This window comes from Bartonella sp. P0282, assembly GCF_048452985.1.
Lineage (GTDB): Bacteria > Pseudomonadota > Alphaproteobacteria > Rhizobiales > Rhizobiaceae > Bartonella > Bartonella choladocola.
Map to the genome: position 1 here is coordinate 845,696 of NZ_WTFO01000002.1, position 13,853 is coordinate 859,548.

The following is a 13,853-nucleotide window of genomic DNA, read 5'->3' on the forward strand; positions in this document are numbered from 1 at the left end:
GATTGGCCAGGTTGTTAATGCGGCCGATTGGAACGTGTTTGTGCTTTCCTTTTGACAGCAATCGGCGGGCGACAGTTCGACCTATACTGTTTTCAAGAAAAGCGAAACGGCCGGAAACAAGCCGTTTTATCGGAAACAAGCCGTTTTTTTGAGAGACCGGCGCTTGACGGGTTAAAGCGCTCCCATCAACAGATTCACTCCGGTATCATTCATTGTTTTCAACATGAGATCAAGCGAACCGTTAAGATCCAATCCAGCACAAGCACCAAGCGCGACCGACACGTCAAAGCCACAATTCTTTGCGTCGAGTGCTGAATAGGCCACACAAAAATCTGTCGCCAAACCGCAGAAAGTAAGCTTGTTCAAACCGCGCTCTTTTAAATAGCCACGCAATCCGGTGGGTGTTTTACGGTCATTTTCAAAAAATGCGGAATAGCTGTCTATAGCCGGATTCATACCTTTTCTGATTATCATTTCGGCCTTGTCAACGGGAAGAGATCCGTGAATTGCTGCCCCGTTCGAGCCTTGGATGCAATGATCCGGCCAAAGTGTTTGCGGGCCATAATCGACATTTATGGTATCGTAAGCGGAAGCCCCTTGGTGATTGGAAGCGAAACTTTGATGGTTTTGCGGATGCCAATCCTGTGTGAGAATAACATGATCGAAGCGCATCATCAGCGCTTGAACTGTCGGGAGAATGAGATCACCATCCGGCACGGCGAGTGCACCACCGGGTAAAAAATCGTTCTGAACATCAACAACGATAAGAGCCTCGCCTGCCATTTTTTCTCCCCTTATTTCCCTCACTTGACGGTTGAAGTCACGTGAAAACAGTCATATCAAAAAGGCATGATATTTTGCAAGGAAGACTTTGATGAAAATTACCATGATCGGTAGCGGGTATGTCGGGCTGGTTTCGGGCGTATGTTTCGCCGAATTCGGATTCGACGTGACATGTGTGGACTCCAATCCTGATATTATTTCGCGGTTGAAAAAAGGTGAAGCCACAATTTTTGAACCCGGTCTTGATGAAATGATGATACGAAACATCAAGGAAGAACGCCTCTTCTTTTCAACCGATCTGGAAAACAGCGTCAAAGAAGCCGATGTTATTTTCCTCGCTGTAGGCACACCATCGCGCCGCGGCGATGGTGAAGCAGACCTGCATTTCATAGAACAGGCTGCCGATCAGGTGGCTCATGCCATGAAAGATGGTGCAGTCATCGTTATCAAATCGACTGTCGTTGTCGGCACCAATTCCCGCATTCGTGAACGTATACAAAAGCAGCGGCCGGAAATCCGCTTTTCTATGGTATCCAATCCGGAATTTCTGCGTGAAGGTTCGGCCATTGAAGATTTCATGCGTCCCGACAGGGTTGTTGTGGGCGTTGAAGATGAACGTGGGCGTGAAACAATGCGCAAACTCTACCGCCCGCTTTATCTGCGCGAAACGCCGCTTGTCATTACCTCGCTTGAAAATGCCGAACTCATCAAATATGCGGCCAATGCCTTTCTTGCCATGAAGGTCACATTCATCAATCAGGTTGCCGATTTATGCGAAAAAACCGGCGGCAATATTCAGGAAGTCGCACAGGCAATCGGCATGGATAAACGCATCGGCTCCAAGTTTCTGCACGCCGGTCCGGGATTTGGCGGTTCCTGTTTTCCTAAAGATACGCGCGCTTTTGCGGCAACCGGCCTGCGTTATAAGGCTCCCCAACAGTTGATTGAAACAGTTATTTCGATCAATGAAGAACGCAAGGTAAAAATGGGCGAGCGTATTATCAAAGCAGCAAAAGAAAAAAATACCGATACCGTTGCTGTGCTTGGTGTGACATTCAAACCCAATACAGATGATGTCCGCGAATCTCCCGCTTTAACGATTATCAAAGTCATGCAGGAAGCCGGTCTGACGATACGTGCTCACGACCCTGAAGGTGAAGAACAGGCAAAAAAAGTTCTCGACAATATTATCTGGTGTTCTTCGCCTTATGAAGCCGCCAAAGGAGCCGGTGTCCTCACAATCATTACGGAATGGAATGCCTATCGGGCACTGAACCTTAAAAAGCTTGCCGAACTTATGCCATCCGGCAAAATTGTCGATTTGCGTAATATCTATAAACCGGAAGAATTTCAGGATATAGATCTCGATTATATATCCATCGGCCGTTAAGTAGACGGTCATTGTTTGAAACAGAAAATTGTTCACTTGGTGATCGTTTATATGACGATATCCGGTTTGAATGAGCCGGCGATTATATAAGCGGCACAAAAAAAGGATGAAGCAGATGGCAAAAAACAAACCGGATTACGGCGTTATCGCTGTTTGCTTCATTATTTTCTATTTCGCATTTGAAGCTTTGTTTGTGTCTGTTATCTCGCAAGGTGCGGGGCTTGACGATGCCGAACTTGCGTCCAATATCAGTTTCTGGAATTGGGGCTATGGCGGTTCGCAGCCGCCGCTTTATACATGGATTGCCTTTGCCGTCGAACAGCTCTTCGGGCTTCATTTCTATTTGTTGCAAATTATCAAATTCGGTCTTCTTGCAACCACTTTCCTCTCGGTTTATCTGGCGCTGCGACTTCTTGACGTGCGCCCTGTTGTGGCAGGAGCATCTATGCTTGCAATGTTCCTGCTGCCCCAAATCGGCTGGGAGTCACAACGTGCGCTTACCCATTCTATTATGGGAACCGCCGGTGCTGCCTATACGTTTTTGGCATTCTGTTTTTTTTGCCGCAAACCCTCTTTTGGACGAGCTATCCTTTTGGGACTGGCTTGTGCAACCGCAATTTTAGGCAAATATAACGGAGCACTCTTTCTTATTGCACTTTTCGGCGGCACAGCCTTAACGCGGGACTTCCGCAGCGCGCTGAAAAACCGCTACTTTCCACTGGCTATAGTTGTAGCCTTGATCGCTATTGCACCGGCTACCATTTATATGTCTGCCCACCCCGCAAGCGTCGTTGCACGTGCCAACAAACTGGCAATGGGTAAGACAGGGGGCTTCTTTACCGATCGTCTAACCGGTCTTGCCGATTTTTTTACAGCGTCTTTGGGTTTTGTTTCGATTGCGCTTATTATTGCTTTGATATTGGCCGGATTACATAGTTTTTCCAATTCCAAAGTATCCCGATTGACTACAAGAGATGAAAACAAAGCCGAACATCTCATATACCACATTTTGCTTTTCGGCATTTTGCTTGTAGTTGCGCTTGTCCTCGTGCTCGGTATTACAAATGTCAAAGACCGCTGGTTACAGCCATTGCTTTTTCTTGCACCCGCCTATTTTGCAATTGTCCTTTCGCGCTTGTGCTACTCTTTGAAATATGTGCGCGCATTCGGTGTGATCGGCGCTATTGCGGGGCTTGTCGTGCCTTTTGTCCTTTATCTCAACATCGCAACCGCCTATAACCGGTTCGCCCCGCCGGAACAGCTTTTTGACTATAAAACACTTGATCGGACACTTCGCGCTGAAGGGCCGTTTGTCATGGTTTTCGCGCGTCACCCGCAATTGCCCGGCAATTTGCGCCTGCTTGACCCAACGCTCAAGACCATTCACATAGGTTCGCCTTTTGTAATTGAAAGATTGAAGACGCCGCTCATGGTATTATGGACGGGAAACGGAAAATTGCCCGATGACTTGCGCGCAACTCTTTTGAAGGCCGGCTTGCCGACAACAGGAAAAACCGGCGAAGTGGAAATCGGCTTTAATGGAGGAAGCGATGTGAAACGTATCGTTTCATATCTTTATCTGCCTTGAACCATATCGCGCTTGAGAGAGACCGGCGGGAGAGAGACCGGCCGAAGAGAGACCGGCAAGCCAAGCAAAACGGCTCCGGTTCGTTGTCGCCAAGGGGCGCGTTTCTCATGGAAAAACATTATAAAAGCTTGATTTTTGAAAAATTAGCGGCTTTCGTTTTCAGGTGCAATTTCGCCCGCGATCAGGAATTCATCTGTTTGTGTTTCTTTTCGCGGTAAATCAGCGAAAGGTTACGAATATAAACAATGAGCCCCAAGCCTTGACCGGCAATAAAAACAGGGTCTTTCTGCCTGATCGCATATATAAGCAGAAGCGTTCCGCCCCCTAGCGAAAAAAACCAGAAGGCAACCGGCATAACACTTTTTCTGGCTTTTTCAGAGGCAAGCCATTGGACAACAAAACGCATCATAAAAAGCGCCTGTGCAACAAAGCCCAGAACAATCCACCCGTCCCACTGGGCGACAAAGACATCATGTAACCATTGGGTAAATTGTGAGAAAATGCCGCTCATTTTTCGCCCTTTGCCTTTATTTCTGTCACCTTGGGAACCACTTTGCGACGGCGACGCAGCCACCAGACACCATAGAGATCGAGAATACCACGCAGGCCGCGATCAAGAATACCGTAATTGGAATGGCCATGGACACGTTGGCGATCAACCACATCAATATGCGTCGTTTTGAAACCTTCACGCAGAACCAGCGCTGGCAAATAACGATGCCAACCGTCAAAAAACGGCAATTGGCGGAAAAGCTCTGTACGGATTGCTTTTAACCCGCAACCTGAATCGCGCGTATTGTCTTTCAAAATTGCCTGCCGCAATTTATTGGCAAGTTTGGAGGAAAGCTGCTTCAGTTTTGTATCGGTGCGTTTCAAACGTTGGCCGGCGGCAAGCCCGTATTCCGGCCCGGCGGCAATAAGCGCATCGGCAAGTTCCGGTAGATAAGCGGGATTATTCTGCCCGTCACCATCAATCGTCAAAACAATATCGCCTGAAGCCGCAAAAACTCCCGAACGCACCGCAGCACTTTGACCGGCCGAGCGATCATGACGGATATGGCGCAAAGGTTTGCCCTCGCTCATCCGTTTATATAAGACCTTGGGTGTATCGTCGGTCGAACCGTCATCCACGACGAGAATCTCGTAATCGCGCCCGTTCATGGCATTATCGACTTCATCAAGCAGAAAAGCCAGATTTTCAGCTTCATTACGACAGGGAATGACGACAGATAGTTTCATTTAAATAACTTCGTTCCAATGCTATGCGAGATTGAATAGCATTGAAAACCGCAAGTGTCTATGAAACGCATCATCACCCGTTGCTGAAACTGTTAAAAACCTTGCTCTTCCTGTTTTCCCGATGGCGTGTTTTTGTCGTACCGTGAAAATTGCAGGTTTCAAGCTTCCCGTGGCCAAAAAACCTTTTTACTGCCGAAAGCCCGCTTCTGCGAGAATTTATTGAAAAACAAGGGGGTGGTAAAGGCATGATCGTGTGAGGGGCACTCTCATCCGTTTTCCTGAAACATCACTTTTAAAAAGCAACATTATTTGTGTGCACTGTCATTTTGCTGTTCTTCGTTCGCTGCTCTTTATAGACGATTTTCAGCTTGTCCGAAGGCCGGTTTTCCAACCCGCATTTGCTTTCAGCTTTTTCTTTCGCTTGAAACAATATTTTCATGCCCATTCTGCACAAGAAAGCAAAAAATGTTCCGACAAAGAAATTTGTTTTTTTCAAATAGATTGCGAATGATTATTCGATATTGTGCAATTTTATAGACACAATTCAAAACCTTTCTATATTCTTTTTAAAGTTCATTATAGAGAGGGATACCTAAAATGGCTCTAATATTTTTGATATTAGGTTTTATTGCATCAATTGTGCTTATATATTTCTTCTATTCACTCGTAAGTGCCCAACCACTCTCCCGACAAAACCACTTGCGGCCAGCATTATCAAACCTGTCATTTACATTGATACGGCAAAGATTTACCGGCTTGGGTTGGGTTGGCGTTGTGTTGGTGTTTCTCGCGCCGGTTGCAACGGCAATCATTGTTTCGGCCAATTTGAAAGCAATCGCCGAAGCCACATTTTTTGATACCCCAATCCCCGATTTTACCTTGCTTTACCTTTCATTGGGTTTTCTGGGACTGATCGGCTTTGTCTTCATCATCATCGGACGTGAATTTTATAGTTTTAGTCCTCTAAATGCCAGTCTGGAAGGCGACGGAAATAGACATGCACCTCATCCGGAACCACATCATCCAGCCCCGCATCATCCGGCGCCGCATAAGGTTACCCCCGACCATTCTCCCCGTAAACCGGCTCACCCTCAGCCACCGTTACCAGAAAATCCGGCTCCTCTACCCGAAGCAGAACCCGTCCCCCGCCCCGAATTTGTCACGACAATGAAAGACGACATACCTCCGACAACCACACTTTAAAGGCAAAATTTTTAAACGGGATAGTTTTCCGAACCATTGTCTGGATTAAAAAAACTGTAACTATTCCGTTTTTCCTCTTAAAAAAATAATAACGGGACAATCGCACAATTGCCCCGTTAAGGATTTCACAACTTAAACGTTTCCAAAAAAGTTTAACAACCTGCTATCTCTGCTATTTCGTCATTTTCCCCCTGCCCGCGCTTTTCCAATCTTTCTCCCTCGTTTAAATTTGTAACCCGATTTATTGCCCGAAAAACCCGAAAACAGTCCCGAAAACATTATAAATTGGATTTCAGAAATACGGGGAAATGAAACAATGCATTTTTCTGATCTCTCTTCATCGGGTCAAAACTTGCCTGATTTTTGCTTGGCCAATTTCAAGAGCATTGCATGGAAACCGCTTTTACCCTTTCCCTAATTCGTATCGAGCTTCTTATGCTTGACGCGTTTTCCAAATCTTAAAACAAACGATTACAGGTTTTATATGTGCCGATTATATCGGAAATCGCTTTTCCTGCTTGTTCAAAAAGTTCGGGCGAAAAGCCGCAATACCCCATGAGCAGGCCGTTTTCACGACTATTCCGGCAATAATTCGAGATTGCGCGAACGGCAAAACCGGCTTTTTGAAGCTCGGCCTCCAATGCGACATCGTTGATATTTTTATCAAGAAGTGTAACGAGATGAAGCCCCTGTCGCGGCGGGGCGAGATGCATGAGATTTGCCCCTTTTCCGCTCTGCAATCCCTTGACGAGAGCATCCCTGTTGTTTTTGACAATCCTGGCTGACCGGCGCAAATGCCGCGCGTAATGGCCGCCATTGATAAAATCGGCCAAAGCTTCTTCAACAAAAGTAACGGCGCGTCTGTCAACGAGACTACGAAATTTGATAAGGCGCTCACATAGGTGCGAAGGTACAACCATATAGGCGCATTGAAGACCGGCAAAAAGCGTTTTGGAAAATGTGCCGAAATAGATAACAGAACCATTGTCATCAAGGCCTTGAATAGCAGTCATAGGCGAGGCTTCAAAGCGGATCTCGCTATCGTAATCATCTTCAATAATCATCGCGTTGTTATCTTTCGCCCATTTTAACAAATTGAGGCGCTGCGACAGCCCGATCGTGCCGTCTAAAGGAAATCGTCTTGAAGGGCTGAGCAAAATTGCGTCAGCCGGTGGCAAATTCAAGTCATCGTCAAGTTTATCGTGAGGTAAAAATTCCAACTTCTTGCCGAGTGCTTCAAGTGCCTGAATTGCATTGTGATAAGACGGGTCTTCAACGAGAATTGTCGCTTTATCGCTCAAAAAACATCTCAGGCAAAGGTCCAGTGATTGTTGCGTACCGGTCGTTATAAAAATTTGTGAAGCATCAAGGTTGAGCCCTCTGGCTTGCCTCAAATAAGCCGAAAGCGCCTCGCGCAGTTCCAGTGTCCCGCGCGGATCGGCATAGTTATAGTGACGTATACACGCTTTGGCTGCGCGATTGTTCAAAAGGCGGCGAAACACGTTCATCGCTTTGTCATTTTCAAGAGGTATACTCAACTCGCATAAGTGATAGGCCGATTTTTGTTCACGTTCCGGCACCGAAATTCGAGGTTTGAATGTGCGCGATACATTTGAAGCAACAAAACTGCCGCTTCCCCGCTTCGTTATAATGTAACCGTCGGCAGCCAACATTTCATAAGCTGCAACCACCGTTGAACGGGAAATAGAAAACCGCTTTGCCAAATCCCGACTGGGGGGTAATTTCGCACCATACTCGAATTGTTTCTTATCAATTGCTTGCCTGATGAGGCGATAGACATTTGCGGGCTTCCGGCCATTCTCCGGAACAAGCGGCATCATTGCCGACCAGTCGGGAAAATTGGTCTGATTTTTTTGTTTTAATGTGGTTCTTTTTTGTTCCAATTTCATAGAACACTATTGGCCGCTTCTATCAACTTTTGCAAGGCAAATGGAATGACGACCGAGGACTTCTCCATAACCGATAAAAACCGCGTTAAAAGAAGCTACAAACGTGCCTCTTATAAAAAGGAAACAGTTTATCATATTCTCGACAGCTCGGCTCTGGCGCATGTCGCCTATGTGATTGACAATACACCCTTTTGCACCCCGACAACACATTGGCGCGAAGGCGACTATCTCTACTGGCACGGTTCATCCGCCTCGCGCATGATAAAGCGGTTGAAGCAAGGGGTGGATGTATGTGTCACTGTTTCCCGTCTTGACGGATTTGTGCTTGCACGCTCGGCTTTCCACCATTCGGTCAACTATCGCTCGGTGATGTGTTTTGGCAAAGCCATGCTTGTTTCAAATGAAGAAGAAAAATATCGCGCGCTTAACAATATGATCGAGCGTTTTTTTCCGAAAAGAACAGAGGAAATGCGCGAGGTCACGCAAAAAGAGCTGAAAGCAACATCTGTGATAAAGATGAAAATTGATGTCGCGGCAGCAAAAATGCGCGCGGCAGGACCTCAAGATGATGAGGAAGATTATGCCAACCCCATATGGGCAGGTGTTATTCCGCTCACAACAATTATCGGCAGCTATCAACCTGACGACCGTCTTGAAAACGGTATAACTCCTTCAGAATCGCTCAATGTCTGGACAAGTGGCAAAAGACTGGACGATGTTCTGACCGAAACGCAACAAATCTATATGAACCGGTTGACTTGAGAGGAAGAGTGACACTGTGCAACCACCAATGATTGCACAGCAACATCGCCAACTGCGTCAAATTTCTTGTGCGCGCCTAATCTTTCGGAATAGTCAAGTGCCAATCGGGATGATTGCGGTTGAAGCGTATAGAAGAATAAAGAGCAGTCAGAATGAACACCATTCCGATAACACCCGTCACCACTTCGGGAATATGTATGACGGTCTGCAGATACATGATAAATGCGAGAACCAGAATGGCATAAAAAGCTCCGTGTTCGAGGTAGCGGTATTGTGCAAGTGTTCCTTTATCAACAAGAAGCACAGTCATCGAGCGGACATAGAAGGCACCAATCCCCAGACCGATTGCAATAACAAAAAGATTGGTAGAAAGTGCAAAGGCGCCGATCACACCATCGAAGGAAAAACTCGCGTCCAATACTTCGAGATAAACAAAAGCACCCACCCCTCCTTTATAGACATTTTCCATCGTATGTTTGCGGGCATCCATTAAAACGCCCAAGCCTTCAACAGCGATAAACGCTAGCAAACCGTAAATTGCCGAAACCAGAAATGTATGGTCGTCTTCCGGTTTTACGAGACTGGAAAAAATGAGCACAAGGACAAGCGTTATAGCAATCTGTATACCGTGGATTGACGCATATTTTTTTGCCCGCCCTTCCAGAAACAAAATCCAATGGGTTTCTTTTTCAGGGTCAAAGAAATATTTAAGCCCCACCATAAACAGAAAAGTACCACCAAATGCCGCTATACCGACATGGGCATCTGTCATGATTTCTGCGTAATGTTGCGGCTCCCAGATGGCCAGTTTCAATGCCTGCAAGGGGCTGATCCACGCGGCAAAAGCCACCACAATCAATGGGAAAATAACCCGCATCCCGAACACCGCAATAACAATACCCCATGTTAAAAAACGATGTTCCCAAACCGGGCTCATATCACGCAAAATACGCGCATTTATAATGGAATTATCGAATGAAAGTGAAATTTCCAGAACACCGAGAACACAACATATGAACAGATATTCAAATATGCCGCTGGTGGAACCTGTTTCAACATAGCCAAGCCACATACCCAGGCTCAGACCGACAACTGTAAAAATAAAGGCGCCGGTAAAATAGCGTAAAACGCTCATTATATTCCCTCTTTTAAGCAGCCATCAAAAAGGCTCTTGGCGTTTACCGGTTCAGGACCAACGTCCTTAAACAAGTTCTATATGGAAACAACATGGTCAAAACGCAAGGGTTTTGCTTCCTTTCCGATGTGAAAAGGTTAACAATATCTCAAATTTTTTAAAGCCGGTTAGAAATCATACTTATTACTTTATAGGCTAGAAACACTTGCGTCGCAGGAAAGAACATCGAATGTGTTAGTCATTTACCGTCATTTGAAAATATATTTTTAAATAAACCATTATTATTTTGTGCCAAGCATTGGCAATGTGACAACTTCCATTTTACCGATTGTAATCGGGCATCATTCAATTCTTTGGAAGAAAATCAATATTTTCAAAAGATTTGTATTTCAAATATTGCAAGTTTCTTCTTTTGAAACCGGAACACAAAACAATCAAACGATTTGATTGTCAATATTACGGAGACATTCTGTTCCAATTGTTACCCCTTTAAAGATAATAATAAAACGCTAAACTCTATAACATGTTGTAAATTCCTGAAACGGGGAGAAAATAATATGTTCATCAATAAAACAACAATTGCAGCAGCTTTTGTAGTTCCATGCATTTTCTGGGGCGCTTCGGCTGGTAAAGCGGCAAAACTTGATGTTCCAACAGGGGCTTACGTGTCGGATGCGGCACATACAAACCTGTTGTGGAGCATCAAACATTTCGGCCTTTCCAATTATTACGGACGTTTCGACAAAATCGAAGCAAAGCTTGATCTTGATGCAAACGATGTTGAAAAATCGGCCTTGCATGTCAGGATAGATCCGAAGTCGGTTGATACAAACTATCCCAAAACGCCCAATGAATTTAATGACGAAATTGCCGGTGAAATGTTTTTCGACGCCGACAAATACAAAAACATCACTTTTGATTCAACGTCTATCGAATTGACAGGAGAAAAAACAGGAAAGGTTACCGGCAACTTGACTTTTCACGGTGTGACCAAACCTGTTGTGCTTGATGTCACATTGAATGGCACTCTTGCCTCTCACCCGATGACGAAAAAACCCGCCCTCGGTTTTTCTGCAAAAACGGTTATCAAGCGTAGCGAATTTGGCGTCAATGAACTCGAAGGACCATTGAGTGACGATGTCAACCTTACCATTGAAGCGGAATTCAAACCGGCAGAATAAACATTCGTTTCATATTTTTTGCGAATGTTTGAAATCTATCTATGGCAATCATTTTTCGTAAAACCGGCAGCGAACATGGCGTTTGCAGGCCGGTTTTTCGCTATTCGGGAATATTTGTTATTTGCGGGCTGTAGGGTCTGTTTTTCCTTTGCCCACCCACTTTCAATCATGGACATATAGCGTAAAGTGAAAGTGCTAGCGTGGATTAAAAGAACCCATCTTTTAAAAAAACAGACGCGAAAACGGTTGAGGTGGTTAAATGCAACACCGGTCAGAGCTTGGATAGGGCTTTTCAATTGAAAAACAATCCGTTCTTTTCGAGCACACGGCAAAGAAGCCGGTTGGGCCTATCGTGGCACAAAAGAAATAAAGCTATTCCAACCGAATATGAAATATACCATCCCCGACAGACCGGGCTTAACACCGCTTAACAAAACCCGAACCGACTATTTTACAATGTTCTGCTTTGCTTAAGTTAATTTGGCTGTGTTTTGCCTTGCTAAAATCAACTTGGCAGCGTTCTGTTTGGCTTAAGTAAAATTGTCTGGTTCTGTTTGGCTTAAGTCAAATTGCCTGTGTTTTGCTTTGCTTGAACGAACTTGGCTATGTCTTGCCTTGCTCTTGACTATGTGTTGCCTTGCTTAAGCCAATTTTGCTGTGTTTTCTTTACCCACTCTGCTTTGCCAAACCCGTCTGGTGATAAAAGCCTATCACCCCACGCTGCGGTTTATTCAGGCAACATTTTGATAAAGCCGTTGTTTATGCCTTAAATTTTCTTACCCGCAATCGCACTCCGGCACAGATAAAACGCTTTTTCTATTTGCGCATTCATGATGAACACCGCAATATCACAATGAACGCCACCGTATCACACAACAAAATGCCGGCGATGATTTTTGCCATATCACAATTGCCAAAGGTTTTGAGTCAGATAACTAAAAACCTTCGCGCTGATTATCAACAAATTTAACTTTTCACATTTTTCCACACTAAAGCAACCACAGTTTTATAAAAGCCATTTAATTATTAGAATATTTTCACATCCTAATTGGCCACAATATTGAATGGATCCCCAATTCTGTAAGTATATGTTCCGACGAAACTCCACACATTATATCCATATAATTGTAGATTGGTTCCTGGTGTTCTTGCTTTATAGGTTACCTGATAGGTATAGTCATCTATTTTTTTCCAATCTTTATTGTTTACACCATATCGGCTATCTCTCGGCATTGTTGTTGAGGCATTTGGTACATCAATATAAACTCCACTCATTATATCATTTGTGGGATTACCATATTCGTCAAAGAGATGAATTGTAACAATAATATCGTCTCCCACTTTATATTCTTTTTTATCCAATTCGATTCTAACAGAACCGGCATATGCTGTCGATGGAATTATAGAAAATGCATTAGTCGACAATGCGTCCTGCCATCCCGGCATTTTTAACGTGAACGTTAAATTCGTGCCGGCTTTTTGTACTTGATACCCAAATGCCATGTAATTGTGGCCATCTATTCTTTTTAAGGTGTCGTAATAGTCAATGCGGTTGGTGCAAGGTTGTTTCACATAATCCGACCCCGGACTCGTGAGCACAGTTGCCATTTGGTTCTTTTGAAAATCCCCCATAGTATCTCCACCGTTCTCTATAACGTCATCACCATTTTTATCTAGCAAGCCTATGTATAAATATGTACAATTACCTGCTGTATAACTATCCTTCTCCATATAAATTTTGGAGTTTTCTTTTACAGGGTTTGAATTAAAGAACAGGTTAAGGTAAAAACTATTATTAGCTACTTTCCCATCATAAGTGGGATATAGGGACACATTTCCCCTCTTTAGAACTTTAAACCTCAGTAGATAGGTTCCTTCTTCATTTTCACTCTTTGTTGCATCCAGAAATTCAAATAAGGTGGATGCTTGCAAGCCCAGTTTTGAAGGATCATAAACAATGATATTTCTATAAATATCACGCGGTTTAAAGGTGAGCGTTACGATATCATCAAGATAAGGCTTGTTATTATCAGCGGTTAAACTGGAATTTGTTTTGTCCAATGCTCCCGGTATTGTAGTTAAAACTTTGGCTAAACTGTTATAAGCGACATTGGAAACTTTCGGTGTAATTGTATAAGTCCCCACATAGTTGCTATATACATAGCCTGTATATATTCCGCTATTTGATGGCGTTTCCCGAATTTGATACATCCATATGCTTGATGCGTCTGCATTTTGCGACGTGACGACAAAACTAATGTTGCTCGCCTTCCCTGTCACAGGGTTGTTGTAAATATCCCTGAGCGTAAAAGTGAGGTTTGTGCTAGAACCTGCTATATTTGTTTGTGGGTCTATTTTAAACTCCGATGTACCTTCATTTATTTCACCGGATTTTATTGTTACCCCTAGGGTAAGAACTGCAACACCCGAAACCGTCGATGTAAAATAATAATACCCCGCTTTCGTGCCCGTGAAGGTGGCTTCATAGGTTCCAGGCGATGTCTCCGTGATTCCTGTCAGATTGAGGGCAGTGCCATCGGGAACCACTATATTCCCGCTGCTACTACTACTGTCTTTGATGGTAAAACCGACATCGCTGCCACTTAGCCCCTTGATGGGATTGCTATTCACGTCCATTGGCTTGAAGGTGAGTTTTGATCCT

11 protein-coding genes are annotated in these 13,853 nt (G+C 44.5%); 5 read left to right on the top strand and 6 right to left on the bottom strand.

The window, feature by feature from the left end:
- Positions 1 to 171 precede the first annotated feature (171 nt).
- On the bottom strand, positions 172 to 783 hold the full coding sequence (pncA, locus tag GQS64_RS09030; RefSeq protein WP_198231320.1) for a bifunctional nicotinamidase/pyrazinamidase: 612 nt from the start codon (positions 781 to 783) through the stop codon (positions 172 to 174).
- 91 nt (positions 784 to 874) lie between these two features.
- Between pncA and GQS64_RS09035 the strand changes: the two genes are divergently transcribed.
- Positions 875 to 2,173 (top strand): UDP-glucose dehydrogenase family protein, encoded by a 1,299-nt coding sequence (locus GQS64_RS09035; protein WP_198231321.1) that lies wholly within the window; start codon positions 875 to 877, stop codon positions 2,171 to 2,173.
- A gap of 115 nt (positions 2,174 to 2,288) precedes the next feature.
- A complete protein-coding gene (locus tag GQS64_RS09040) occupies positions 2,289 to 3,761 on the top strand; it encodes an ArnT family glycosyltransferase (protein ID WP_198231322.1) in 1,473 nt (490 codons plus the stop codon).
- 181 nt (positions 3,762 to 3,942) lie between these two features.
- Here GQS64_RS09040 and GQS64_RS09045 read toward each other — a convergent pair whose 3' ends face one another.
- On the bottom strand, positions 3,943 to 4,272 hold the full coding sequence (locus tag GQS64_RS09045; protein WP_077992830.1) for a lipid-A-disaccharide synthase N-terminal domain-containing protein: 330 nt from the start codon (positions 4,270 to 4,272) through the stop codon (positions 3,943 to 3,945).
- Entirely contained in the window at positions 4,269 to 5,000 is a 732-nt protein-coding gene (locus GQS64_RS09050) for a glycosyltransferase family 2 protein (RefSeq protein WP_077992831.1), read from the bottom strand. The genes GQS64_RS09045 and GQS64_RS09050 overlap by 4 nt, the downstream gene beginning before the upstream one ends.
- 597 nt (positions 5,001 to 5,597) lie before the next feature.
- Between GQS64_RS09050 and GQS64_RS09055 the strand changes: the two genes are divergently transcribed.
- Positions 5,598 to 6,203 (top strand): hypothetical protein, encoded by a 606-nt coding sequence (locus GQS64_RS09055; protein ID WP_198231323.1) that lies wholly within the window; start codon positions 5,598 to 5,600, stop codon positions 6,201 to 6,203.
- A 458-nt stretch (positions 6,204 to 6,661) separates the two neighbouring features.
- Here the strand turns inward: GQS64_RS09055 and GQS64_RS09060 are convergent, their stop codons facing one another.
- Positions 6,662 to 8,113, bottom strand: coding sequence for a PLP-dependent aminotransferase family protein (locus tag GQS64_RS09060; RefSeq protein WP_198231324.1), 1,452 nt, complete (start codon positions 8,111 to 8,113; stop codon positions 6,662 to 6,664).
- Positions 8,114 to 8,158: 45 nt separating this feature from the next.
- Between GQS64_RS09060 and GQS64_RS09065 the strand changes: the two genes are divergently transcribed.
- On the top strand, positions 8,159 to 8,875 hold the full coding sequence (locus GQS64_RS09065) for a pyridoxamine 5'-phosphate oxidase family protein (protein ID WP_198231325.1): 717 nt from the start codon (positions 8,159 to 8,161) through the stop codon (positions 8,873 to 8,875).
- A gap of 76 nt (positions 8,876 to 8,951) precedes the next feature.
- On the opposite strand, the gene GQS64_RS09070 is transcribed toward GQS64_RS09065, so the two are convergent.
- Positions 8,952 to 10,010: a DUF475 domain-containing protein gene (locus GQS64_RS09070; protein ID WP_077992840.1), complete on the bottom strand. Its 1,059-nt coding sequence runs from the start codon at positions 10,008 to 10,010 to the stop codon at positions 8,952 to 8,954.
- A gap of 557 nt (positions 10,011 to 10,567) precedes the next feature.
- Here GQS64_RS09070 and GQS64_RS09075 point away from each other — a divergent pair.
- Complete coding sequence (locus tag GQS64_RS09075) at positions 10,568 to 11,191, top strand: YceI family protein (RefSeq protein ID WP_198231326.1); 624 nt, start codon at positions 10,568 to 10,570, stop codon at positions 11,189 to 11,191.
- A 1,044-nt stretch (positions 11,192 to 12,235) separates the two neighbouring features.
- Here GQS64_RS09075 and GQS64_RS09080 read toward each other — a convergent pair.
- A partial coding sequence (locus tag GQS64_RS09080) for an Ig-like domain-containing protein (RefSeq protein WP_198231327.1) occupies positions 12,236 to 13,853 on the bottom strand: 1,618 nt, incomplete at its 5' end.

Excerpts from the sequence above, each read along its gene's own strand:
- pncA (WP_198231320.1), bottom strand. The coding sequence starts at position 783 with ATGGCAGGCGAGGCTCTTATCGTTGTTGATGTTCAGAACGATTTTTTA.
- GQS64_RS09035 (WP_198231321.1), top strand. The coding sequence starts at position 875 with ATGAAAATTACCATGATCGGTAGCGGGTATGTCGGGCTGGTTTCGGGC.
- GQS64_RS09045 (WP_077992830.1), bottom strand. The coding sequence starts at position 4,272 with ATGAGCGGCATTTTCTCACAATTTACCCAATGGTTACATGATGTCTTT.
- GQS64_RS09040 (WP_198231322.1), top strand. The coding sequence starts at position 2,289 with ATGGCAAAAAACAAACCGGATTACGGCGTTATCGCTGTTTGCTTCATT.
- GQS64_RS09070 (WP_077992840.1), bottom strand. The coding sequence starts at position 10,010 with ATGAGCGTTTTACGCTATTTTACCGGCGCCTTTATTTTTACAGTTGTC.
- GQS64_RS09060 (WP_198231324.1), bottom strand. The coding sequence starts at position 8,113 with ATGAAATTGGAACAAAAAAGAACCACATTAAAACAAAAAAATCAGACC.
- GQS64_RS09075 (WP_198231326.1), top strand. The coding sequence starts at position 10,568 with ATGTTCATCAATAAAACAACAATTGCAGCAGCTTTTGTAGTTCCATGC.
- GQS64_RS09065 (WP_198231325.1), top strand. The coding sequence starts at position 8,159 with ATGACGACCGAGGACTTCTCCATAACCGATAAAAACCGCGTTAAAAGA.
- GQS64_RS09050 (WP_077992831.1), bottom strand. The coding sequence starts at position 5,000 with ATGAAACTATCTGTCGTCATTCCCTGTCGTAATGAAGCTGAAAATCTG.
- GQS64_RS09055 (WP_198231323.1), top strand. The coding sequence starts at position 5,598 with ATGGCTCTAATATTTTTGATATTAGGTTTTATTGCATCAATTGTGCTT.